This window comes from Coxiella-like endosymbiont (assembly GCF_030643785.1).
GTDB lineage: Bacteria > Pseudomonadota > Gammaproteobacteria > Coxiellales > Coxiellaceae > Coxiella.
In genome coordinates this window covers 1,151,274-1,177,107 of record NZ_CP094378.1, presented here as the reverse complement: position 1 = coordinate 1,177,107, position 25,834 = coordinate 1,151,274, and the positions used below count along the sequence as shown (strand labels likewise).

Below are 25,834 nucleotides of genomic sequence, written 5' to 3'. Positions count from 1 at the left end.
TCGTTTCTTAAAATTTTCTTTTTGGACCCACCCTCTCCCTCAGTTTGTTGCCTGTATTTTCCAGGCGTAACTTTTTCTACATTTGTGACTAAAAACGAAACTGATGGTGGCTCTTTTTGCACTTATTGCCATTTTGTGGACTACCAACAGTTGGGCACAAAAAGGAGCTTGTAAATATTATCACTAACTCACGCTTTACATGTTATGTTGCAAAATGCTACTAATCAAACAATGACTTTTCCCGACATTCACACCAAAATCAATAAAATTGATGGAGGTCACACTGATTGGTGATCTTTCAAAGTGGCCTCCAGTGCTACATCGGAGTATTATCAGCGATCGATCATTTTCAGGTTGGTTCAATTACACACCACCACACCAACCGTTGAGTTTGTAAGTAGCCAGTGCTGGATATTCTGTTCTATCAGCGAAAATTTCTCTTATAAAAGAGTTTAACAATAGTTGGAAAGCTAATAAAAAATCCCGTTGCTAAATAAAATAACAATAAAATCACATCGACATGGTGAAAAAAGATAGATTGCAGCACGTAGCCAGTTGCGGGAATTAAAACTTGTTAGATAGAAAAAATGCGTGGTATCAATGATATTAAAGCGATGCTGAAAATCATCACTCCGTTGTAAAAATTAAGGTAATTCCAAGGTGTATTATGAGGAAATAAATTAAACAAACTATCTCCACTAACCAGAAGCGAATGGCGAGTATTTGGGTAGCTGTCAGCTGTGTTTGCTTGAAGAGTTTGTAACTCTGTTTTTTGTAGATAAAATTGCCAGCGCCATCGAGAGGGGCCGCTCAAAAAAAACACCTAGCCAAAGATAGAATGAAATACTTTCTTTAATTAAATAATCCCAGACAATAAAAATGCGGTACAAAATACTATTCCTTCTCCCGATATTAATAAATCGATATTTTTTCTTGTATAAATTGGGAGATAACGCTAAATAAAGAAGTTGTGGAAAAGAAAATTAATAATACTACAGCAGGGGCCGCAAAGGCCGGTGTATAATAGTGCATAACCACAATATACTAATACTAATACTGATCATAATTTGTAGCTATAACCACTTAAATTCCAAAGCTTTTTGATAGATCAATTTAGTCTTGCTCAGATTAAAAAAGTGAAAAAAACACTATGGTAAATAATGTGCCAACGAACAACGTTAGTGAGGGAGGCAATGTCTTAGAAGCTTGATGAATAAATATGACGGAAAGTCCAGTTAACAGCACATAACTAAAAAGTGTAAACATAATGAATCATAACTGTCCTTAAAAAGGTGGCCGCTTTTTCCAATTCGATGAGGATGTCATAATCCTTTAAGAGTTGTTCTTTGTCTTTGTTAACTAACAAAATGAATACCACAGTATCAGCCAATGCTTTAGGTGATTCTAAATAGGTGGTGCTTGGAGATTTCAACATTAAATGATCGTAATATGAAGAGAGAAGAGTCTTTAATAGAGCGATATTTAACGGCTTAATTTTATTTAGTTACCCACACAGTTTTACAACAGAAAATTAAATCGGTGGCAAAATAAGTTAGAAAAAGGTTGGGCTACTGACAGCTTTTTGCAGGGCTAATAACGTTCACACTAATTATTATAGCAAGGAAATAAATGGATTAGATATACTATTGTCATGAAATATGTTCTCGGTATTGAAACATCATGTGATGAATCTGCAGTAGCGCTCTATGACGGAGAGCATGGGTTATTAGCACATCGTATCTACAGCCAAATTGCTTTGCATTCGCAGTATGGGGGTGGTTCCTGAGCTCGCCTCACGCGATCATATCCGAAAAATCTTACCTTTAATCGAAGGGACACTCGATGATGCTAAGTTAGTGAAAGGTGATCTTAACGGTATCGCTTATACCAAGGGTCCAGGTTTAATTGGTGCGTTGATGGTGGGAGCTTCTATCGCTAAAAGTTTAGCTTATTCTTTGAGTTTACCCGTTGTGGGGGTACATCACATGGAAGCTCATTTAATGGCAGTGCAATTAGAGCAGGAAACGCCCAATTATCCATTTATTGCCCTGTTAGTTTCAGGGGGGCATACGATGTTAGTTCTTGTTGAGGGTCCCGGTCGATATAAAATTTTGGGTGAAAGTGTGGATGATGCGGCAGGAGAATCCTTTGATAAAACGGCGAAGCTGCTGGGATTAACCTACCCTGGGGGTCCTGCTTTAGCTCAATTGGCGAAAGAAGGGAACCCAGATCGATTTTATTTTCCTCGGCCAATGATAAAACAACCTCATCTTAACTTTAGTTTTAGTGGTTTAAAAACTCATGCGGTTAATTGTTTTAAACAATATGGCAATGAGAGGCAAACGCGCGCTGATATCGCTCGTGCTTTTGAAGAAGCAGTTGTAGATACTTTGGTACGTAAGTGCCTCTGTGCCATTAAAAAAACACGAATTAATACCATTATCTTGGTGGGTGGCGTAGCGGGCAACAAAAAATTGCGCCAGCGCTTAAATGAAGCTGTAAGTAAAGAAGAGGGGAAAGTTTATTATCCCCGTCAAGAGTTTTGTACTGATAACGGTGCTATGGTAGCTTATACTGGATGGCTAAGACTCAAGGGAGGTGAATGCGAGGACAGAAGTATCCGTGTTAGACCTCGTTGGGCAATGAGGGAATTGACTGCAATTCCTCTTTCCTAAAATTGAATTTTTCCTTCGGTCCTTTTTCGCAGACGCTGGATATTTTCCCAATGTTTCCATACAACAAGAATTGTGATCAATAAAACTGGGAAAAAATAATCAGCATGAGCACCGATCATCATATAGATAGGTGCTGCGACAGCGGAGACCAAAGTGGCTACTGAGGAATAACGAAAAAGGTAAGCAATAATAAGCCAACTAGCAATAAGGAATAAGCCGATCCAAAAAGACAAACCTAAAAAAGCACCCAACATGGTAGCAACACCCTTGCCACCTCTAAATTTAAAATACAGAGGAAAAACATGTCCAATGACTACTACTAAGGCTACAAAAGCTAAGCTTAGGCCATACGAACCTAAAAAACGGGCAATCAAAACGGCAATTAACCCTTTTAGAGCATCACCCAATAATACGTAGAGTGCTGCTTTTTTCCTGCTACGCGCAGCATGTTGGTAGCGCCCGCATTTCCTGATCCGGTGGTTCGTGGATCCCGAAAGCACATGAGCTTTGCGACGATAATTGCAAATGAAAGTGAGCCTATGAGGTAAGCCAGTATGATACTGATAAGAAATGCCATATATTATTAGTCCGTTACTTAAATTTGAATTATCATATCGATTTGCTGTTAGAATGTCTACTGCGTCTGGAGCGTGGAGAAGTTAAGATTAGATTTTTAAAAAATGTTTCCGGTAATAACGTAATTCTGCAATGGAATCGCGTATATCTTGTAAAGCTAGATGTTGGGATTCTTTAACATATCCTGTCATTATCTGGGGAGTCCAACGTTGAGCGAGAATTTTTAAGGTGGTCACATCCAGATGACGATAATGAAAGAATTGATCTAAATTGGGCATATAATGGTGCAAAAATCGTCGATCTTGACAAATAGAATTGCCGCATAAGGGTGATTTTTTAAGTGGCACATAATATTTAAGAAAATTCAACGTTTCTGTTTCAGCTTGGCTCTCGGTAATGCTGCTTTTTTTACTCGGTCGATTAACCCGGAAGCAGTATGGTGAGCAGTGTTCCAACTGTCCATGGTTTCTAATAATTCAGTAGGTTGGTGAATGGCAAAAACAAGTCCTTCTGAAATGATGTCGAGATTACTATTTGTTACTATTGTTGCAATTTCGAGAATTCGATCTTCATCCGGATTCAGTCCTGTCATTTCCAGGTCGAGCCAGACAAAATTGTCTTTATTGAAGGTCATGGGAGTAAATATAATTCTCGCAAGGATTTTAATTCGCAGCAGTGTAACAAAATCTTCGTCATTCAACCACTTTACTTGAATGTTCTAGTACTCTTACAAATTTTCGTTTGTGATTCCATTGGGCACGTGGCCTGTAGCAACATGTTCAGCGGCGGATTGGCAGTGTCCTTTTTGATCATCAAAAAAATATCAGCACCAAAGCCGCATAAAAAATTACTCTTTTCTAGCCCACCAAGGAATAAAGCTTCATCAATGCGGATGTTCCAAGCCAGTAAAGTTTTGATGACGCGTTCGTGCGCGGGGGCTTGTCGTGCGGTGACTAAGGCAGTGCGAATTGGACATTGATCCGCAGGAAATTGGCTTTGTAATCGTTGAAGTGCTTCAAGGAAGCCCTTGAAAGGACCTCCAGGGAGCGGATTATTTGCTGCCTTTTTTTCATTAATCGTAAATGCGGAAAGCCCTGCTTGTTGATAGATACGTTCAGCTTCATCTGAAAATAAAACAGCATCACCGTCAAAGGCAATACGTAGTTCAGGATTCGTGTTAGGCGGCGGTTTGACAGAAGGAAGAATGGTGTCTGCTGCATAACCCGCATTTTAATGCCTGTTTTACATCTTCTGGATTAGCAGATAGAAATAAATTAGCTTTAAAAGCTTCTATGTATCTATAAGGACTTCGACCGCCTGTAAAAGCTGCTCGAGTAATATTTATTTTATAATGTTGAATACTATTAAAAATTCGTAGTCCCGTATCCGCACTATTGCGGGAAAGCAAAATTATCTCAAGTAAGTCATTATTTTGATTAAAGGTTAAAAATTTTTTAACCAGAGGAAAAGCAAGACCGGGTTCCAAAATATAGTTTTCGTGTTCGATTTGATAACTGGCGTAGCTGTCAACGCCGTATTTTTCATAAATTGCGTTACTTTCATCGAGATTAAATAAAGCTCGAGATGAAATTGCAACCACAAGTTTGTTGGAAATATCGGTTGGCACTGAGAACTCCTCTAAAGAATATTGCTGCACAGATTGATCTCCCATTCACACCAGCCCTGACAAAGAGGAAAATAGAGGCCTAATTTAATAGGTCGATCTTCCAAAAGCTGGAAAGCTTTTGCGTATCGATTTAATTGGGATTCATACAAAATGCGCTGTTGCTGCAGGAAGAGAGATAGATTGGGCTCACTACGAGTGGAAGATTTGTAATCTATAACCCATCTCACACCTTGATCATCAATAAACGTGCGATCCACCACATAATGGATAACCTTATTTTTATCCATCATTGAAATGCAATATTCGCTTTGATGTTGGTAGTGAGGTGACAAAATCCATCGTCCCTTTGGGTGGGATAAGGTCAGGCGAATGGCTTTTTCAATTAAGGTTATTGAGGAATTTAGTTTAGAAAATGAAATTTTCAACTGAAGGAGTCGACGTTTAATAAATGATTTGCTTTTTATAATTCGTTTTTCATCCCAGGATTCAACTCCTTCAATTGAAATTTTTTCCAGAAGTTGATGAATAACAGTACCCACTGTCCTTTGAAATTGATCTTGGAGAGGGCTCGAGCTCGGGGAGAGGGGCTTTTCGGCTGAAGGATAAGAAGGAGTTATAAACGGTATTGGAGTAGTCCATTCGCTTGATAAGCGATATAAGCATTTACGTTGTTTTGATTCTAAAGGTTTCGTCTCTTTATAAAGATTTTTATAAAGAGAAATTGATTTTTTAATTTCTTCTTCACAAACATCCCAAAGCAAATTTGCAAAACTCCCGTTGGGAGGAGAAATAATAATTGACGAAGCTTCTTCTCTTTTGAGAATAAGAAGAAGATGTAATCCGATTTTTGCTCGTGTAGCAGCGACATAAAATAATCGAACAATTTCATTGTCGGATTTTTTCTTTTCTATTTGCTTTAAGTAGGCATAAAGAGGATCTGATTTTTCTGTTTCGGCCTTTAGAGGAGCTAAAATAAGATCGGAAATGCCTGTTGGGAGAGGTCGCTCCAACCACTGCAGCAAAAAATCCTCTTCGGATTTTGGAGTTCGCTCGAGACTTGGCACAATAACGTGATCAAATTCCAATCCTTTTGCTTTATGAATCGTCATAATTTGAATTGCTTGTGGATTAGGATTATCAATGGGAGCGTATAATTGGCGAAGATTTTTAATTAAACGTTCAATAGTAAATTCATTCTCTATTGATTCTAATAAATTAAAATAAGCACGAACGCTTACCAATTCGCCGGGATTATTTAAACAAGCAGGACCTCCCAACGCGATCCAAATCGTTTCAATCCAAATAGCTAAGGGCAAGCGATCGCGATTGTGCAAGGCATGAGATAAAATGGGAGTAATTCGTTCCAAACGTTTTTTTCCATCAAAAGTTAAATCTTTCAGGGTCTCTGTTTTTTGCAAAGTAAGCCACAAAGGTTTGTCTCCACTATGAAGGCATAGACGATGGATATCTTGCAAAGTCAATCCACACCACGGAGCACGTAAAATAGCGAGCCATGCAATGCGATCACCGAGATGATGAAGAGCTCGAGTAAGAGATAATAAATCTATAATCTCAGTTCGATAACCTAATTCTTCGATTTCTACAGCATTGAAAGGAATTGAAGCATTTCGAAGAGCTGGAATGATTTTTAGTAAATGTGAACGGGAACGAACTAATAGAGCAATAGTAGTGTTGTTATTTTGAGCGCGATAAGTTTGAATGATTTCTATAATTTTATGTGCTTCTTCTTCAGCTGAGGCGAGTGAGTGAAAATTAACTTCTGCTTTCCTGGGAAAATTCTCATTAGTTGTCTGAGACGGCGAGTAAGGAATTGAGCCTAACCAACTATTAGCTTCTGTGGGGAAAAGATGTTTAAAAACAAAATTAAACCATTCAATTAAGGTTTTTTGTGAACGAAAATTATTGCATAAAATAAGCGGAGTTAAGCGAACGTTACCAATACCTTTATCTTTTGCCTGTAAAAATAAACCCACTTCGGCTTGACGAAAACGATAAATTGATTGCATTGGATCACCGACTAAAAAAAGCGTTCGTCCATCGTTAGGCTGCCATCCGGCAATAAGTGCTTCAATTAAACGAAATTGGACGATTGAAGTATCTTGAAATTCATCGATAAGCAGATGATGAATTTGCGCATCAAGCTGTAAAGCATAATCAGAAGGCTGGTCAATATTGCCTAAAGCACGTAGAGCTCCAAGGGTGACTTCTGTGAAATCAATAATGTTATGATCTTTAAAAATTACTTGAAGTTGGGCTACTAATAAAGGAAGAAAACTAATAAGCGAGTTAAGAATGCACCATTGATTTTGAGTGTAATTAATAGGAGGGCAATTTTGTATTTCTTGTAGTGCTATTCGCAAATGATTATTAGATTGGAATTGTTTTAATAAATTCTGTATTTGTAACTTCTGTTGTTTATAACGTGCATCGGCTGGAAATCCAACGGACTTATCGATTCTTTTTCGCCACTTGCCCTTTTGGGTTAGAAGTAAATTAGCTATTCCTTTCCATGCTGAAAGATTTTGGATATTTATTTTGGGTAGTTCAGTAAGGGGGCATAAGCACTAATGGCATCACCGGGTTTTATTTTTTGTATATTAACACTGGCAAATTGAATCAAAGGGATAAGTTGATTAGCTAAAGTATTATCTATTAAATCATATGCCTTTTGCATTTCATCTAATGCAATAAATTCCAATGCTTTTTCAAGTTTCTTTTTAAGTAAATACGGATTCGAATAATAGTCGATAATATGTCCTATCCATTGTTCACGGTGGCTCAGCATTTTTATTAATAATTTTTCCAATAAATCCGCTTTATTATCTAAATGTAATAAAAGTGGTTCAAGAATCTTTGTGTAATCGTCTGACATTAATAATTTTTCTATGGCAGATCGATAGAATACTTCTATTGCATCGCCTTCTCTTATTGCGGGTAGAGCACCGAACCCTGTCAAAATAGGCATCTGCAAACAAATCTGATGAGCCAGTGCATCGATGGTTAAAATGCGTAAACGATTGGCGTTGATTTCCAGTTGCCAGTGAAAAAGTTTATTTCTTTCTAAAACATTTTTTGCGAGCTTCCAAGTGAGAGCTTTGTAGTCATCTTTTGGTCTTGGTTGATTTTTTGCTTCATTGAGGGATTTTAAAATTCGTTCGCGCATTTCTATAGCAGCTTTTCGTGTGAAAGTAATGGCAACAATTTCTTCGGGCGTACAGCCTGTGCTAAGTAATTTTAAAAACCGTTGGATTAATAGTTCTGTTTTACCTGATCCCGCAGGAGCTTGTACGATATACGATTGAGTCGGGTTCAGTGCTTGTTGTCGAATTGCTTGATCAGTCATTCCTCTTCTCCGACACGACATAACGGATGCAAACCGCAAAATTTGCAAGTGGTTTTAATGTCGAAAGGGTTGACTTCAGCTTTTCCTAATGAAAAATCGATTGCTAATTGGTGAAGAATGGTTTTCCAATGGTCGAGCAAACTTTTCCATGGAAGAGGTGCAGAACCTATATTATCAAAAGGTTGTTCCTCAGAAACTAGCCATCCTTTAAAGCTCATTTTTTTACTGGCAACTTCAGCATAAGCAATTCCCACCACATCACGGACGGCAAACGTACAATATAACGGAAGTTGAACGTTCTTCAGGCGATTGCCTAACCAATCGGTAACTTGATTTTTATCATTAGTTTTATAATCGATTATAAAATTTCCTCCTTTGACTATATCAATTCGGTCGATCCGTATATGAAGATTAAGTGGTCCTATTTTTATAAATCGATCTGTTTCGCGTTGACTTACATTAAAAGGAGGGCGATTTTTTTCAAGTAATAGCCATCGTTTAATTAAACGTTTAATCCTTTTTCTCTCTACGCGAAAGAAAATGGAATCCGAACCAAAAGAAAAAGATAATTTATTTATAGTTTCATCTATTAGAGTTTCTAATTCAGTATCAGAATAATTAATCAAATTTTGCCAATTTTTAATTTTTTTCCAGAGAACATCTAAGGCGCGATGTACAAAATTACCTCGATTTGAGTCACTTAAACCAATTTGAGGTTGTTTAAAGGGTTTTGCTCGCAATCGTATTTCAGCAAAAGCTTGAAAAGGACAAGCGGATTGACTTTGTAATATTCTGCTTCCGCCTTTTATAAATTCTCCTTCTTGAAGAGGGGGGCTTGATTGTCCTCGATTTTTTCCATGTATTTGCTTTTAAATAGGTGCTCGCTTAATGTTTTGAAAAAAGGCAAGCGCAATTCTTCAATGGTTACTTGTGGGAAATCAAGAATGAGAGGACTGGGAGATAATTGGACTTCTTGATCTTGTAAGGATGCGCTTAAAATAACCTCTGAGGCGCTATTTATTAATCGCTTCTGAAGTTGAAAAGCATAATCCGATTCACGTTTGAAAGAAGAGTGGGGCATTTGGTGGCGTCGTTGTAAGCCGATGGGTAAAAATGGATTAGGCTTTGGTGGTGATGGCCAATTCTTATTATCTAATCCCATTATCCAAAGACTATCGAATTCAAGTCCTGTGGCCTCTAATAATCCCAAGATTTGAATAGAAGTATTTTGAGCGGATTGAGGTTGAAAAAGAGTTTTACTGGCTAGTTGCCATAACAGCTGAAAAGCCTGTTTTCTTGTTTGTGGCGGAATTAGAGAGTCAAATCCAACAAACTCTTTCAACATTTCCTTCCAACGCTCTAATTGTTGGTACTCTTTACTATCCAACGAACGCTGTCCAGGCCATCCCAAGGCAGAAAGTTCTTTTTTAAAATGCTCTATCCACTCACTTGGCAGAAGAGTCCCGGGAGGTCGCTCGAGAGATAACCATTGTTGGTAACGAATTTTAAGGGTGGCAGCGGGAAAATTTTTTTGCAGCTCGTCCAAATGATGTAAAATAGATGTTGAATTTGTTTGCCACTGCTTTGTTTCTCGTAATTTTACATCTAGCATGGCGGCGAGATAGGAATTATCGCCCATGCTATTCACGTAGGGTAAGCAAAAAAGTGTACCCAATTCTGTGACCTCGATATGAAAGGGATTTAATGACAGTATTTTAAGTGCAGTTTTAACTAAAGGGAGATGAGCTAATGGTTCACCAACAGAGATATTAAAATATTTATCCGATCCAAATACATTTTGGAAAAGCCGACAGATTTGTGAACGATGTTCGGTAAGGGCGGGTATAACACAGCCAATTCTTTTTGAAGAATTTTTTTGCCATTCAGTGTAAGCCCATCGTGCCATTGTTTGAATTTCTGATTCGCGCTCTTTGAAGCTGAGGCGGTGAATGCAGTTTTTTTGATGAGGACGGCTTAAATAACATGAAATAATAGTTTTCTCTGCGAGCGCATTCAGAAATTGTTGTATCGTCGGTATGAATTCATCAAAACCCAGAAGAATAATCTGTTGAGGTAGATTTAGATGTGGAATTAATGCTTCTAACTGCTTGGGTAACTCTACTGCATTAACTAATTTTTGTTTTTCGAGTTCGGTTTCGAATTGATAGGCCCATTGAATAAAACACCGGACTTCACTATTGGCTTCTAGCTCAAGCTCCTTTAAAGATAAATTCCAACCTTTTATTAATTGCCATGCTTTCTTGGCGAGGTTAGCCGTCTGAGGAGAAAGTCCTAGAATTTTTTGCCAAAGGATTTCTTCTTGGACATCGCTTATTAAAAAACCTTGAGTGGATTCACAATGCTGCCAACAATGAGAAAGCCAAGTGTTTAAGGGTAAAATTGTTGGTCTTAACCAGGCCTTTTTTCCCATCTTAATTTGATAGTGAGAATATTGCTCTTGAAGGTAGCGGCTTAAACGGCGATTAGCAGTCAGAACAACAATGTCCTTATCTAATGTAGCCAATAACTCACAATGCATTGCGGTCAATTTCCGTTGAAGTTCATTTCAAAATTATTAAGTTGCTAACAGGTCTAACGGATAATAAAAACTCTGTCAAACTTTTTCGAATTGCTTGCCACAAAATCGTTTAAAAAAAGTTAAGTAATTGAAAATATGAAATTAATTTTCTTTGCTTATTTTGTTTTCAATCTGTCTTGAAGGTTGTGATATCAATAGATTAAAAGCCATTCTGACAAAATACCCACAAAGTTATACACAGAAATTGTGAATAATGGGAAAAGTGACATGAAAGTCTAATCCTTTTTCGCTTTTAGGTGTCTTAAGGGCGATTTCCGCACTATGTAATTTGGTAATTGAAGCACAAATACTCAAGCCAAAACCGGCTTCCTGTGGCTTGGTTCCCAATCATACGAAAAACTTGTTTAAATACTTACTCACGCAATTCTTCGGGAATACTGGCGAGTCCATTATTAATCACGAGGAGGGTAATCTTTTGTTCATTTTTTTCAAGCTTGATCGTTACTTTACTTTTTTCTGGCGAGTATCAAATAGCATTGTTACGAATGAGAATGCTGATAGCCGTACTATTACCTTTAATTTTTAGAGGATGATTTTTAGAGGAGTATTCGGAGTAAATTAGTTCCAGATCAATATTTTTAGCGATGGCTTCTATCTGTTCGGCGGTGCGAATGAGTTGGGTGTTTAATTGGATTTAAATGTCTTTATGAGCTAAAAAAGGTTACCAATAATTGCTAGTGGTGTGATAAGAGTAACACTCAGCAATAAATTGATTAGTAAAAACGTACGGATCGATGGCGTCATTCAGACTTTTTTTCTATCATGTAACCTACACCATGAACACCACAATACGTATAAGCTTGTAAGCTTGGTCCTAAATCGTTTACGTAAGTTATGAATATGAACTTCTAATGCATTGCTATCGATATTTTCTCCCAACCATATAATGTTTGGTTGAGTTGTTCGCGTGAGATAACGCACCCAACGTTTTCAAGCAATTTTTGGAGAAGCGCAAACTCTCGTCGAGAGATCATAACTTCCTTTCCCTTGAGAGTGACCCACGTTCGAAGCAAGATCCAAGGTAATTTTCGGCATAACTAATTAATTGGTAAATTGGCTTAGCGTGAGATTTAGAACGTCGTTGCATGGCTCGCATCCAAGCACAGAGAGTTCATCGAGGTCAAACGGTTGTGTGAGATAATCATCCGCTCCCTTATTTAACCCTTAGTATCTCCTGCTGTTAAGACTGACCACGGGGTAGTTACATTTTTTTCACGAATACTTTTTAAAATGTCTAAACCGAAACGTTTTCGGTAGTCTGAGATCGAGAACAATAATGTCGAAAGTTTCATGGGCGGAAGAAAGAACTTCACGGGCAGCTTCGCCATCTTTAACCTAAGTCGATTGTATGTCCGTAATATCTTCCCGTTCGGATACCATCGCCAAGAAATTCATCATCTTCAAAAATCAATATACCCGAATATTTCACCTTTATACTGCAAGCATCTCTGATGGTCATTAGAGGCCACTTTTAATCTATTACTCAGTGACTTAGACATAAAAAACCTGTAATCAACTGATTACGTTCTTTCATTTTACATGATAAAATAAGAATAAAATAAGACTGGTTAATAACTCACTTTAAATTAAGTGCATAATAGTTTAATTATGCTTTAAATGCAAGCATATTTTTCTTAATCCAGCAAGCATTATTTTCTGCTGAAAAATATAGAGGTTCCAACTGTGGCACATGATTATATGTCCTCCACCGAGGAAATAATTGAAAAAATAATGGGTTACCCTAAAGAGCACACACCGAAAAACGGAATCAACCTACTTATTAAATTCATCCGACTTTTTTATGTCAACGTTTCCATGGAAGACATTCAAGAGCGTTCCGTCGCAAATTTATATGGGATGGTTAATTCTCAATGGGAGTTAATGTTTCACCGTAGGTCTAAAGAAACAAAAATTCATGTATTTAATCCTAATTATGAGCGCGATGGTTGGCAGTCTACCCATACGATTATACAAGTCATAACCAACGATATGCCTTTTTTAGTTGATTCTATTCGTATGGAAATCAATCGATTAGGACTTACTACCCATTTAATGATCCATATGGGTGGCATTAGAGTTTACCGAAACAAAAAGCATCAAATTGATGACGTACTCGCTTACCATGAGGAACATCATCAAGAGAGTGTTATGGAAGCGCCGATTCATATGGAGATAGATCGGCAAACGGAGCCTAAAGTATTGGCGGATATTCAACGTAATATTCGTCGAGTTTTAAGGGATGTGCGAGCGGCGGTCGAAGATTTGGAGTTGATGCAACAGCGGGTTCAAGAAGCTATTGAAGACTTAGACCCAACGAAGATAATTCAACATCCGGAAGAAATTAGCGAAACCAAAGCATTTTTAAATTGGTTACTAGATAATTATTTTATTTTCTTGGGTTTTTGTGATTATGAAATGGTTGGAGAAGGAAAAGAGCGAGCTTTACGGTTAATTCCCGATTCGGGTTTAGGAGTTCTGCGCGATCACGCGCACAGTAAAATGTTGCGGCAGTATTCTGATTTGCCAAAAGCGGCACGTAAAATGGCGCTGTCAACCGATCAAATATTGATTATGTCGAAAACAAATACCATGTCGACAGTCCATCGGCCTACCTATACAGATTATATTGGAGTTAAACGCTTTAATGAAAAAGGAGAATTAATTGGTGAGCGCCGTTTTATTGGTCTTTATACTTCGGATGTTTATCGATCGGATCCCAGAGTAATACCTATTATTCGGCTCAAGGTAGAGTCCGTTTTGAGGCGCTCGCGATTGCCTACTAAAAGCCATGGTGGGAAGGACTTGTTACATATATTAGCTACTTTACCGCGGGATAATTTATTTCATGCAACAGCCGATGAATTATTTGAATGGGCAATGGGAATTTTACATTTACAAGAACGTCGTCGTATTCGCTTATTTTTGCGGAAGGATGCTTATGGTCGTTTTGTTTCCTGTTTGGTTTACGTGCCGCGCGATACTTTTACAACCGACTTAGTGATGCGAATGCAGGATATTTTAGTTAAAGCATTTCAGGGACTGGATGTTACATTTACTACTTATTTTTCTGAATCAATATTAGCTCGTATTCATTTTGTAATCCGTATTAATCCACGGCGTTTGCTTGAATATGACGTAAAGGAATTAGAAGAAAAATTGGTGGCTATTGGTGTTTCTTGGGAGGATGAATTTTATAAATACGTTCTGGAATTTTTTGGTGAAGAACGAGGTAATGATATTTTTTCTCGATATCGTCATGCTTTTCCCTTCAGTTATCGAGAAGAATTTAAAGCCCAACAAGCAGTATTTGATGTTGCTCATATTGAAAAATTATCGAAAACCCATCAATTAGAAATGAGTACCTACCGCCCACGGGGAGTAGCCAAGGACGTTATTCGCTTTAAACTATTTCGTCCCGATTTTACTGTACCTTTATCAGATGCATTGCCCATGTTGGAAAATATGGGTTTTCGGGTAATAGGAGAACAACCTTACGAATTAACGTTCCGGGATGGGCGTAAAGTTTGGATTAATGATTTTCTTATGACTTATGCTAAAGAGCCAAAGTTCGAAATCGAAACGGTTAAGACAATTTTTCAAGAAGCTTATCAAAAAATTTGGTTTGGAGTGGCTGAAAATGATAGTTTGAATCGATTAGTCTTAGAAGCTCAATTGACTTGGCGAGAAATTTCAGTTTTTCGTGCTTATATGAAATATTTTCGACAAGTAGCTTTTACCTTCAGTGAAGGATATATAGCGGATGCTTTGGTTGATAATCCTCAGGTCGCACAGCTTCTTATTGAATTATTCCAAAATTATTTTGATCCTAAGCGAACATCTGAATCAAAAGAACAGCTAGAAAATATTGAACAAAATATTCAAAAAGAATTAGACGCTGTAGCTGTTCTCGATGAAGATCGAATTCTAAGACGATATCTAGATTTAATTCACGCCACTTTGCGCACGAATTATTTTCAACTGGACGAAGAAGGGAATTCAAAACCTTATCTTTCTTTTAAATTGGACTCTTCAAAAATTCCTGATATGCCATTACCTCTTCCAAAGTATGAAATATTTGTTTATTCACCTCGATTCGAAGGCGTTCATTTGCGTGCTGCCAAAGTAGCTCGAGGAGGAATACGTTGGTCGGATCGGAGAGAGGATTATCGAACCGAAATACTTGGTTTAATGAAAGCTCAGCAAGTTAAAAATTCCATTATTGTACCCGCAGGTGCAAAAGGAGGATTTTATCCAAAGTGTTTGCCCTTGGGGGGAAGTCGTGAGGAAATTATGCAAGAAGCAATTTTCTGCTATCGAAATTTTATCCGTGGCCTCTTAGATTTGACGGATAACTTAAAAGATGGAGAAATCATTCTACCCCCGAATACAGTCTTTTACGATGGGCCCGATCCTTATCTCGTGGTTGCCGCTGATAAAGGTACAGCGACATTTTCAGATATTGCGAATAGTGTGGCAATTCAAAAGGGTTATTGGATGGGGGATGCTTTTGCGTCAGGAGGATCGACCGGTTATGACCATAAAAAAATGGGAATTACTGCAAGAGGCACGTGGGTGGCTGCAAAACGTCATTTCCAAGATTTAGGAATTAATTTGGATGAATCGGAAATAACGGTAGTTGGTATCGGGGATATGAGTGGCGATGTATTTGGAAATGGGATGTTATTGTCAAAACATATTAAATTAGTAGCAGCCTTCGATCATCGGCATATTTTTTAGATCCGGATCCTCAACCGGAGTCCAGTTATCAAGAACGGTTGCGATTGTTTAATTTGCCCCGTTCCAGTTGGGATGATTATGACCGAACTTTATTATCCAAAGGTGGAGGAGTTTACGCTCGAGCAGCTAAAGCGATTCGGTTATCGCCAGAAGCACGAATCGTCTTAAATCTTGAAAAAGAAATAATGGTACCGAATGAATTAATTTGCGCTATTTTGAAGGCGCGAGTAGACATGATTTGGAATGGAGGAATTGGTACTTATATTAAATCGAGCAATGAAAAAAATAGCGATGTTGGCGATCGCAGTAATGATAATTTACGTGTAAACGCTAAGAATGTTCGCGCACGAGTTATATGTGAGGGAGGAAATTTAGGGGTTACCCAATTGGGTCGAATTGAATTTGAATTAAAGGGAGGAAAACTTAATACTGATTTCATTGATAATTCTGCAGGCGTTGACTGTTCTGATCACGAAGTGAATATTAAAATTCTATTGAATCAGATCGTGGCCAGAGGAGGTATGACCGAAAAGCAGCGTAACCAGTTATTAGCCAGCATGAAAGATGAAGTGGCTCAATTAGTTTTGCAAGATAATTATTTTCAAAATAAAGCTATTAGTTTGGCGTCCTATTTGACGGTACAGGATTTAAATTTGAATATCCAATTTCTTAATGCTCTGGAACAAGAGGGGAAAATTAATCGAGTGTTGGAATTTCTTCCAGATGATAATGAGTTGCTTGAGCGTCGAGCTGCAGGAATAGGATTGACCAGACCTGAATTAAGTATTCTCTTTGCTTACAGCAAAAATATTCTAAAATCGAAGATTAAAAAATCGGCATTAGCAAAAGACCCCTATTTGTCACAATATGTAAGCTATGCGTTTCCAAAACCATTGCGACGCCGATTTGCTAATCAAATGAAGGAACACTATCTTGCTAAAGAAATTATTGCTACACAACTTAGCAATCAACTTGTTTCAATGATGGGTATTACCTTTATCTATCAAATGCAAGATGAAATGGGCGTTTCAGTTTCTTTAATTACCCGTGCTTTCGTGATGGCTTTGAAAATATTTAAAATGGAGGATTTGTTAAAAGAAATCGACGCATTAGATTACAAAGTTGATCCGGCCGTCCAATATCAAATTAATGTAGACGCTATTCGTCTCATTCGTCGAGCGACGCGTTGGCTGTTGCGTCATCGTCGAGAAGATCTTGACATTGCCTCTACTATTGCGCATTTCCGAGATCATGTTACAGCCATATATATTCGTTTACCTAAACTATTGTTAGGGGCTGATAAAGTAGCAATGGATGAACAGCAGAGCACTCTAGTAAGCCAAAATGTTTCAGCAGAATTGGCATTGCGTATAGCAGGCACGGCTCCACTTTTTCACGCGTTAAACATTGTGGAGGCGGCAACCACTTACCATGAAGAAGTCTTTCGTGTGGCAAAAATTTATTTTATGTTGGTGGACCGATTAGATTTATTTTGGTTTCGTAAAAGGATTAACGCCTATCCCGTTGATGACCGTTGGTCAGTTTTGGCGAGAGCTGGCTATAAAGGTGATTTAGATTGGATTCAGCGAGAATTGACGGTACGAGTCTTATTGGATACAAAAGCGCGCAGTATTCCAGGAAAGGTTAAAGAATGGCTCACTCGACATGAGCCTATGATTCGACGTTGGCAAGCGATTTTAGCGGCAATGCGTAATGCAGATAAAAAAGACTTTGCTATACTCTTCGTAGCCATTCGGGAGTTATTCGATTTAACAGCAAATACGACCAAAGAATCATAAGGATACGGTATGCCAGATTACGTTTCACGCTTTGTGACTCTTAACGGAACAAAAATGCATTATTTGGAAGCCGACTGAGGGAAGTCCGGTCCTTTTTATCCATGGAATGCCCGACCTCATTTTATTTGTGGCCGTCATATTCTTCCTGCTTTATTGGACGCTGTGCATTGTCTTATGTTGGAGCTAATGAGGATGGGAAAGTTCGGACAAAACTGATATTGATTATACAGTTTTTGATCATATTGATTATGTAATTAGTTTATTGAGACGTTAAATCTATAAAGATATAACTTTGGTTGTTCGTGGATGATGGGGGATTTGGGGCTCCGTAATTGGATTCGATTGTGTCAGATGTAATAATAAGAATGTTAAAGCGTTAGCATTTTTTGAATTACACGTTCATCCAGCAACGGATTGAAAAACGTTATCATTACCAGTTCAACAATTAGCTATTTTATTACATCGTCCTAGATCGTCGCTCCTTTTTAACAAAAAAAGTCGAAATCCGCTATGGCAGTATGTTCAGGATTTGCCCTTGGGTGAAACTGAAGGACACCTATCGTAAAGTTAATGAAAAAATATTCGCATTGGTTACAAAAATCTCGACAACCGAAATTAATGATATATGCGGTACCCGGTTTTATGACGACAATAACCGCCGTTCAATGGGCAAAAAATAACCTAACTAATTTAGCGTTCGTCGAATTTCAGGACGTGTTACATTTTACACAGGAATCTATTTCTGATATCTTTTCGCACAAGTTGCAAAAATGGTATGTAAATAACTGTAAATAGCAATCCTTGCATTTCCGCAAAAATACCCCTAAGATTTTTACGTGGCGTTAATTCACTAACTTGAAAGGATCAAAATTATGAGTAAAAAAGGCGTTGTCATTGCTTCAGCTGTTGCTGCTGCTTTTGTTCTTTTAACCGGTTGTATTCCACGGGAATCTATGCCAGTGATTCAACCTGTTTATCAAACAGGTCCAAACACAAAATTGGGTCCTGTCCATCATCGTTGCAAATGCTATCACCATCATCATTGTGTTCGTTGCAATCATAAGCATATGTAAGCTGAATGCGCTATTAAAAAAGCCAGGTTTCATGCCTGGCTTTTTTTATGGTATTTCGTAACTATTCAGTTCTCGGGAATTTGGAGAAATTTCAGTTTTGTGTTGATGAACTTTTTGGTGCGATAGATAGATGAATAGTTATATTAGTTCTTCTTCAAGACTAAGGGTATCAACATGAGTGGGTATTTCCACTTTTTCAATTTTATGAAATCGCCCCGTAATTTTTTGGGACGATTTATGCACTTCTGCGATTCCTTCGTGGGCCATATTGATGTGTCGCGATAAATTATCCATCCGATTTTGAAAACGATCAAAATCTTTGCTAAGCATGTTTAAATGTTCTCGAATGATATGCACTTGTTTACGAGTAGCCGCATCTTTAAGAACAGCTCTGGCAGTCGTTAAAATTGCCATCATCGTTGTGGGAGATACTAACCATACACGAGATTGATGAGCTTTTTCAACTAAATCAGGGTAGCTAGCATGAATTTCAGAAAATACAGCTTCTGCGGGAATAAACATTACAGCACCATCAGCTGTTTCTCCAGAAATAATATATTTATTTGCGATGTCTCGAATATGCTTTTTAATGTCGGTTCGGAACTTTTTTCGGCGTTAATGCGTTCTCCTTCTGGCAGATGAGTGTTATGAATTTGCTGATAGCTTTCGAGGGGAAATTTTGCATCGATGACGATATTACCCGTCGGTTCCGGTAAAAATAAAATACAATCACAACGTTTGCCGTTGCTTAACGTGTGTTGGAGGGCATAATGGGATTTTGGTAGCATATTATTGATTAAATGGGTTAATTGCACTTCGCCGAAAGCACCGCGTGAACGCTTATCGGATAATACTTCTTGTAAAGTCACCACACTGCTCGATAATTCAGTGATCTTTTTCTGAGCTTCATCGATAATGGTCAATCGCTTAACGACATCGGTGAATGTAGTCGTTGTTTTCTCGAAACCTTCCGCTAATTTACGATCCACGTGACCGCTAATTTCTTTGAGTCGTTCTTGTGTTTCGTGAGTGAGTTTGTCCACTCGATCGCCTAAACTTTTCGCATGAGTGGCAAGCGTGGCCCCAACTTGTTCGCGAACGCTTTGCATATTCTGCACAAGACTGTCTTGAATTAATTTCAAACTCTTTATTTGATGCTCATCAAATCGCTGTCGTTGCTCGTTTTGTTCTTTTTGCTGTTGGTTAATAAGAAGCTGAACAAAATTCCATTGTTCGTCAACGTGTTTAAGTCGATCCTGAATAGTGAATAACTGTTGGCCAAAGGTTTGATGCAAGCGATAATGTTGTTTTACTGCCAGATAGATCAAAATACCTATCCCGATAGTGATTAGGGTAGAAGTCAGAAGAATAATCAGTATTGATTGGCAATCTATCATAGCATTCATAGCATAATAAATAATAACCGAATTTTAGGAGGTTGTACGTACGGTTGCCCTCTACTTCAACATTGAGTGGCTAGTATCGGTGAATGCATGATTGAAATGGTCTCCCAAAATGATTGCGATTTTCATATGAACTTTTCGGGAGATACATTAAATACTGCTGTTTATTTTATACGCTCATTAAATAATAAAGCTAAAGCCTCCATTCGAATAAAGCCTCCATTCGCTTAGATTACATAACTGCCTTGGGAGATGGATGACTCTTTTAGTCGCAAAATGTTAGAGCAATGGTTAACAGAAGGAATCTAAGTTTCTTTGGTACGACAGATTCCTACCAAGCTAACCTAGTTTATATTTTATTTAAAACAATTAGGAAGGTGAACAATTTTTTTATTATTATCGATCACAGTTGCCTGCGCGTAAATTGTTTGAAGGTAAAGAGGGTGATCGTTTATGTCGATCATTGCTGAAATTTGACACGATTATTTATCGGGAATTACGATGGCTATTCTGCACAAATCTGGACGCTCTACACTTATCGACTGTCTTCAAGAAACATGCTTCAAGAAGCGTGTTAGAAAGGAATAACAATATATTTTGATACTAATTTCCGTCTCCGCGCCTTTGGCAAAAGGTGGTTGACACCACAGTAGCACGGGAAATTCTTTTTAATGCTGTTTGGCTGCTCCCCGCCTTTGAGGGCCAGACTCAAAAGGAGGCCTTCTCATAAATCTGCTCGGATAGGCCCGCTATTGTCGTTAGCTAAAGGGGGCGGCTATCGTGACGATCGATTGATTTTAGATTATAATTTTCAAAAGTTTCATAAGAGGGGATGAATCATTAGAGTAAGCTATCATTAGAGTAAGCTTTTCAGTAGTATTGGAAGTATTGGGAGCAGTTCTTTGTTTTATGGCGATGAATGAATGTTCTTGCAAAGGATTTTTTTATTGAATTCAAGAACGAAGCGAATAGCGTCGTGATAGAAATTAATCAAACAACAATAAATTCCCAAGAGAAAATGTCTGCAACTTTTCCTTGTCAAAAGGTTCTGTTGTTAAGGTCATCAATAAAGGTGACACTACTAGAAGTAGTAATTTTAAATTTAAGAGCGATCTTTTAAAGCAATTTTTAAATGAAGAGGTACTCAAGCATACCTTAATTTTTCCTCGTGACTTCGAGTCAGTCTATAGTAGAGAACCTCAGTGTGGTGATTGTCAAACCGATTTAGGAATACCCAGAAAGAGCCCGCCTGTCGAGAACTGGATTGTCCTTGTAATACTTGTTGATAAAGTCATTGTACTGAACTAAAAAATAAGGGGATTTTGAACAAAATCCCCTTGCTCGCATTTATTGCGATTAGTACAACAATTAACATAGAATTAGTGGAAAAGGGGATAAAATTAATGTTCAGTGGAAGCTTAGTTGCCGTTGTCACACCTATGAAGCCAGATGGGAAAATCGATTATAAGGGTTTGGAAAAGCTGATTTATTGGCACTTGGCCAACGACACTGATGGATTGGTTGTTCTAGGTTCGACTGGTGAAGCACCAACAATCACTTTTGAAGAACGAGCAAAAATCATTCGCCAAATAGTTGATCAAGTTAATGAAGAAATTCCAGTGATTTTGGGTACGGGTTCTAATTCAACTTCCCATACCATAGAGCTAACTCAACATGCAATGGAATCCGGTGCTGATGCTGCATTAATAGTCACCCCTTATTACAATAAACCTACTCAAGAAGGGCTTTTCCAACATTTTCAGGCGATTGCAGAGGCTGTACCTGTTCCTCAAATACTTTATAATGTGCCTTCCCGAACCGCTTGTGATCTCTTGCCCGAAACAATACTCCAGTTAGCGGAATGTTGTACCAATATAATTGGCATTAAAGAAGCGACAGGAGATATCGGACGGATTAAGCGATTATTACAAGAGGATAATCGATTAGATTTATTCAGTGGAGATGATAATACCGCAATGGACTTTATATTGGCAGGTGGTAAAGGTATGATTTCGGTAATTGCGAATATTTTGCCGAAGCAATTGCACGCTTTATGTGTGGCAGCGATTTCCGGTAAGATAGACCTCGCAAAAAAATACAATGACGAATTGTCGTCTTTATATAAACTACTCTTTGTTGAATCCAACCCTATCCCCATTAAATGGGCATTATCTCAAATGGGAATGATTCCTGAAGGCATTCGTTTGCCTTTAACACCTTTTAATGAAAAATACCATAACGAAATGCGAGAGGCGATGCATCGAGTAGGTATCAAAAATTTGTGATGGAGTAACTGCTATGCGATATACAGCATTATTAACGACAATAGCAACGCTTGTATTTTTAAGGGGCTGTGTAAAGTATTCCCAAGATTATATTATTCATTTTCGAAGAATTGCCTCTCTGGCTGTATCTGCAAATACGCGTATAAGAAAAGGACAGAATTATTATCTAGTTCCGAATGCACCTTCCGTAACGCAAACAACTTCGCAACTTCCACTGGGCAGAAATTTAGAGCGGTTTCAAAACCAAAGTCAATTACAATCATCACCTGTCAGCCAAAAAAGCTAGTTGTGATGCAACCTTCTATTGATGAACAACCCGGTTTAATTATGTCTAACAATATTAGTCAGGCTTGGATGAAGATAGGGCGTGCCTTACAAAAAACTTCTTACCAGATACTGGACCAAGACAGCATGTTAAGCTCTTTTTATATTTTAGATATCAAAAGTACGAATAATAAAATTACTAAAGCGACTCCAATTTATCGAATTTATCTGAAGCCTCAAGGGCACCAAACACAAGTAGTTTTGTTAAATAAAAATAACCAACCTGTAGCGAAGGATGTAGCCCAACGGGTATTATCAGATATTCAACAAAAAGTGGTTTAAAGCAATAAAAGATGAATTTAATAAAACAAAGATTACTTTATAGTGGTAAAGTTAAATTCATGTATGAGACGGATAATCCGGAATTTTTAATTGCAGAATTTCGTAATGATACCACAGCGTTTGATGGCGGAAAACACTAAAATTAGCCAAAAATGGAAGTTAATAATAAAATTAATGCGCATATCATCCAGGTGTTAAAAGATTCTCGCATTCCTATCGATTTTGAAATTTGAAAGCCTAATTGCATCTAATGAATCCATTGTTCATCGCCTTAAAATGATTTCTCTCGAATGCGTTGTACGTAAAATATTACTGTCGGCAGCTTATGTCGTCGTTTGGGTGTTGAAAATGGACTGCGATTAAACCCGTCTCTGTATGAATTATTTTTAAAGAACGATGCCTTACTACACGACCCCATGATCAATGAGAATCATATTTTAATTTTCGGGTAGGTGGGATTGGGCTCAGGCACAACTTGATCATATTAAAGCACTGTCGTTGAAAATTAATAAGGTGCTTTTTGCCTTATTCTCAAATGCTAATTTGATTTTGGTAGATGCGAAGTATGAATTTGGTGTTAGTGATGGTGAAGTTTATTTGGGCGATGAAATAAGCCCTCGATTCCTTCCGTATCTGGGACGCAAAAACAAAAAACCCCTGGATAAAGATCGATTTTGTAAGGATCTAGGCTTGGATAGTTGAATCCTACGAAGAAATTGCTCATCGTTTACAAATTCCCTTAAACTAGTCGTTTTGTTTTCGGCGGGTGTTCGTTTTTGCGATGGACTGTTTTAGCTCAGTTCTAAATTTGCTAGCTAGTTCCTATTTCTATAGAATGGTTCGCTTCTAGGAGGGGTACCGAAGCGGCCATACCGGCACCGACTCGAAATCGGCTGAGGCTTTTACCGGCCTACGCGGGTTCGAATCCCGCCCTCTCCGCCAATTTTAGTTCTAATCTCTTTGATGACTTCAAAATCGTCATTCGAGTAATTCGCCTCGCATTTATATCAGTCTCTGAAACGCATCGAAGAAAGAGGTGCTATTGAAAGTGCTCATCGCATTCGACAAGTATGTGGCCAAATTTTTCGATTGCAATATCAACTGCCCTCTTTAAGCAGCAAGAGCTGCAGTGTGCACTATCTTTCCAACCCAGCTTTTTCTATGAATTTCTGCTCAGGGAGGTGTTCTAAAGAAACCAAAAATGTTTGCCTTGATCTGGTGTGGATTTCCAAAAAAATTTGTACTTTGTCAGTATTAGTTCGATTATGATTTATAATGGTATATTTAATGGCGGTCCAATAAGCTTTATAGATATAGCGTCTTATTCTCTATTAGTATCTGATCAAGGTATTTGAGGAAGATCAAGAATAGGCATCCGATGACATTCGGTAAAAAAGTTTTTTTGGATCAACTCATTTAATGCTGGATAAATATCTTGTTGGTTATGGTAACCATACTTTTTCTAAAATCTTGAACGTTATTTGTCATAGAAATAACGATGTTACTTGCTATAGCATTACATGTTTATAAATCTATTTTATTTCTTAGATACAGCGTTTTTCAATTTTTCTAAAGATAAATAATTTCGTTGTTTAACTTCTTTCGTCATAATCATCTTTCTCGTTAAAGTAAAATTTCAATTACAATAAAAATTTTACTTCCCTTTTATTAAATTAAAGTTAAATATTGCAACTTAAAAAATACCGCTGTTGTATGATCAAGGAGTACAAAGCGAAGCACTAACTTTGGTGATAAAACGCTTCTTCCCTTAACGACTAAATTTTATTAAAGTTTTTCCAGTTAGTACTTGTTATGTCACTTTTTTACCACCACGAAAAAATTGGTATTTTAAGGGTATTTATTAAATTTGATTTTTTTCAAATTGATAATAATCTATAAGATATTGTTGTAATTCGATAGACACCCTCTTCGCCATTAACTTATTTATACTCGTCTGTATCTGTTTTTATAATCTATTGTTACTGATAGTTTTTTACAGCATTGTTTGTGCACTAATATAGACTTTCCAGAGATTCCTTATGGATCGCAAATTACTTCTCAAATTTGTTCTGAAGAACATTTTAATTTGTATTGATATTGGGTTGTCTCTCTAAAATGAAAATTCAAAATCATGAGAAACGGCTCAAGGTGAAGGAAAGTGTAGGGAAATAAATTAAACTTTATTTCAATATGTTAATACACTGATTTTGAAAAGAGATTAATAATTATGACTCCAACCATAATTAAAAATAACCCTATTATTGCGAAAGCATCAAAATGCTTTCGGAAAATAATCCACCCAATAAGTGAAATAAGCATTATTCCTAGTCCATTCCAGATAGGATAAGCAAGGTCTAACGGTATACTTTTTAATGTTAATGTTAATGTTAATGATAAAAAATAAAATGTTATTCCGTAACCAATGATTACAATAATAGACGGGCCGAATTTAGCAAAACCCTAAGAAGCTTTAAGAGCAGAGGTGCCGATTACTTCAGAAATAATTGCGATAAAAAATAATTTTCTAATTAAAAAGGGAATATTAACCCATAATTGTAGTTTTTGCATTCATAAATTCTTGAATTCCTTCTTCTCCTATCCTATAACCCAGAATTTTTGATGTGCCTCCCCAAAAGGCAGGCTGATGATAGCATACCACATACCAGCCTGAAGTCTTCGAGCGGGGATATTCTCGCCTCGTGTGATATTTTTTGTAAAAACGGCAGCCGAGGACCAAATTTTGAATCGTTAGCTAATTCAATTGCTTCTTCTTCATCTTTAGCGCGAATAAGCGCAATTACAGGCCTAAAAATTTCTTCATTAAAAAACGCTCGTTGGCCTGGATTCACTCCTGATAACAGTATAGGAGAATAATAGAAGCGCCTTTACTTTCGGGAATTTCTCCTTCTGCTGCTAATATGGTGCCCTTTTCAAGGAAATCATGAATTTGTTGATGTACATTATCCCGTAAATCAGAACGGGCGAGGGGACCAAGATAGGTTTTTTGTTTTAAAGGATCACCCATTAGATAGGATTTCATTTTTTCGAAGACGAGATCTTTGAAGTCGTCATAAACGGTATCTACAATAA

General features: G+C 37.6%; 12 protein-coding genes, 1 tRNA gene and 9 pseudogenes. 10 read left to right on the top strand and 12 right to left on the bottom strand.

Translation table 11 applies throughout. The features are described from left to right. Positions 1-1,249: 1,249 nt before the first annotated feature. Positions 1,250-1,435, bottom strand: coding sequence for a hypothetical protein (locus MRH55_RS06025; protein WP_304985305.1), 186 nt, complete (start codon positions 1,433-1,435; stop codon positions 1,250-1,252). A 216-nt stretch (positions 1,436-1,651) separates the two neighbouring features. On the opposite strand from MRH55_RS06025, the pseudogene tsaD reads away from it, so the two are divergent. Next, a pseudogene (gene tsaD / locus MRH55_RS06020) lies at positions 1,652-2,675 on the top strand (tRNA (adenosine(37)-N6)-threonylcarbamoyltransferase complex transferase subunit TsaD). Here tsaD and plsY read toward each other — a convergent pair. From plsY to MRH55_RS05985, 7 genes and pseudogenes are all read right to left on the bottom strand, one after another. Next, positions 2,672-3,252 (bottom strand): annotated as a pseudogene (gene plsY, locus MRH55_RS06015) (glycerol-3-phosphate 1-O-acyltransferase PlsY). The pseudogenes tsaD and plsY sit on opposite strands and share 4 nt — an antisense overlap. Positions 3,253-3,340: 88 nt before the next feature. Next, positions 3,341-3,885: pseudogene (gene orn / locus MRH55_RS06010) on the bottom strand (oligoribonuclease). A 93-nt stretch (positions 3,886-3,978) separates the two neighbouring features. Further along, positions 3,979-4,923 (bottom strand): annotated as a pseudogene (locus tag MRH55_RS06005) (5'-nucleotidase). Next, positions 4,890-7,259 carry a UvrD-helicase domain-containing protein gene (locus MRH55_RS06000; RefSeq protein ID WP_369421095.1) on the bottom strand — a complete coding sequence of 790 codons (2,370 nt, stop codon included), beginning with the start codon at positions 7,257-7,259 and terminating at the stop codon, positions 4,890-4,892. The pseudogene MRH55_RS06005 and the gene MRH55_RS06000 overlap by 34 nt, the downstream one beginning before the upstream one ends. A 170-nt stretch (positions 7,260-7,429) precedes the next feature. Continuing rightward, entirely contained in the window at positions 7,430-8,242 is an 813-nt protein-coding gene (locus MRH55_RS05995) for a UvrD-helicase domain-containing protein (protein WP_304985304.1), read from the bottom strand. Continuing rightward, positions 8,239-10,781, bottom strand: a pseudogene (locus MRH55_RS05990) (PD-(D/E)XK nuclease family protein). The gene MRH55_RS05995 and the pseudogene MRH55_RS05990 overlap by 4 nt, the downstream one beginning before the upstream one ends. Before the next feature lie 908 nt (positions 10,782-11,689). Further along, entirely contained in the window at positions 11,690-11,815 is a 126-nt protein-coding gene (locus MRH55_RS05985; protein ID WP_304985303.1) for a helix-turn-helix domain-containing protein, read from the bottom strand. Positions 11,816-12,539: 724 nt separating this feature from the next. Between MRH55_RS05985 and MRH55_RS05980 the strand changes: the two are divergent. Both MRH55_RS05980 and MRH55_RS05975 read left to right on the top strand, forming a co-directional pair. Continuing rightward, a pseudogene (locus tag MRH55_RS05980) lies at positions 12,540-17,377 on the top strand (NAD-glutamate dehydrogenase). An 872-nt stretch (positions 17,378-18,249) separates the two neighbouring features. Next, positions 18,250-18,450, top strand: coding sequence for a hypothetical protein (locus MRH55_RS05975; RefSeq protein WP_304985302.1), 201 nt, complete (start codon positions 18,250-18,252; stop codon positions 18,448-18,450). A gap of 183 nt (positions 18,451-18,633) precedes the next feature. Here the strand turns inward: MRH55_RS05975 and MRH55_RS05970 are convergent. Continuing rightward, positions 18,634-19,844, bottom strand: a pseudogene (locus MRH55_RS05970) (DNA recombination protein RmuC); the annotation flags it as partial. A gap of 1,412 nt (positions 19,845-21,256) precedes the next feature. Between MRH55_RS05970 and dapA the strand changes: the two are divergent. The 7 genes and pseudogenes from dapA to MRH55_RS08080 all read left to right on the top strand — a co-directional run bounded on the left by dapA (position 21,257) and on the right by MRH55_RS08080 (position 24,013). After that, positions 21,257-22,138: a 4-hydroxy-tetrahydrodipicolinate synthase gene (gene dapA / locus MRH55_RS05965; RefSeq protein ID WP_304986154.1), complete on the top strand. Its 882-nt coding sequence runs from the start codon at positions 21,257-21,259 to the stop codon at positions 22,136-22,138. Between the two features lie 348 nt (positions 22,139-22,486). Then, a pseudogene (locus MRH55_RS05960) lies at positions 22,487-22,744 on the top strand (outer membrane protein assembly factor BamC); the annotation flags it as partial. 11 nt (positions 22,745-22,755) lie between these two features. Then, positions 22,756-22,884 (top strand): phosphoribosylaminoimidazolesuccinocarboxamide synthase, encoded by a 129-nt coding sequence (locus MRH55_RS08095; RefSeq protein ID WP_439647875.1) that lies wholly within the window; start codon positions 22,756-22,758, stop codon positions 22,882-22,884. A 195-nt stretch (positions 22,885-23,079) separates the two neighbouring features. After that, a complete protein-coding gene (locus tag MRH55_RS08090; RefSeq protein WP_439647874.1) occupies positions 23,080-23,196 on the top strand; it encodes a phosphoribosylaminoimidazolesuccinocarboxamide synthase in 117 nt (38 codons plus the stop codon). A 61-nt stretch (positions 23,197-23,257) separates the two neighbouring features. After that, positions 23,258-23,446: a phosphoribosylaminoimidazolesuccinocarboxamide synthase gene (locus MRH55_RS08085; RefSeq protein WP_439647896.1), complete on the top strand. Its 189-nt coding sequence runs from the start codon at positions 23,258-23,260 to the stop codon at positions 23,444-23,446. A 147-nt stretch (positions 23,447-23,593) separates the two neighbouring features. After that, positions 23,594-23,686 (top strand) — tRNA-Ser (locus tag MRH55_RS05950). A 72-nt stretch (positions 23,687-23,758) separates the two neighbouring features. After that, the gene (locus tag MRH55_RS08080) at positions 23,759-24,013 is read left to right on the top strand and encodes a hypothetical protein (RefSeq protein WP_439647895.1); all 255 of its coding nucleotides are present in this window, start codon (positions 23,759-23,761) and stop codon (positions 24,011-24,013) included. A gap of 924 nt (positions 24,014-24,937) precedes the next feature. Here MRH55_RS08080 and MRH55_RS05945 read toward each other — a convergent pair. The 3 genes and pseudogenes from MRH55_RS05945 to MRH55_RS05935 all read right to left on the bottom strand — a co-directional run bounded on the left by MRH55_RS05945 (position 24,938) and on the right by MRH55_RS05935 (position 25,832). Next, a pseudogene (locus MRH55_RS05945) lies at positions 24,938-25,312 on the bottom strand (DMT family transporter). A gap of 32 nt (positions 25,313-25,344) precedes the next feature. After that, positions 25,345-25,593, bottom strand: a complete 249-nt coding sequence (locus MRH55_RS05940; RefSeq protein ID WP_304985300.1) for an aldehyde dehydrogenase family protein — start codon at positions 25,591-25,593, stop codon at positions 25,345-25,347. Further along, complete coding sequence (locus tag MRH55_RS05935; RefSeq protein WP_304986153.1) at positions 25,590-25,832, bottom strand: aldehyde dehydrogenase family protein; 243 nt, start codon at positions 25,830-25,832, stop codon at positions 25,590-25,592. Before MRH55_RS05935 ends, MRH55_RS05940 begins: the two co-directional genes overlap by 4 nt. Positions 25,833-25,834: the final 2 nt, after the last annotated feature.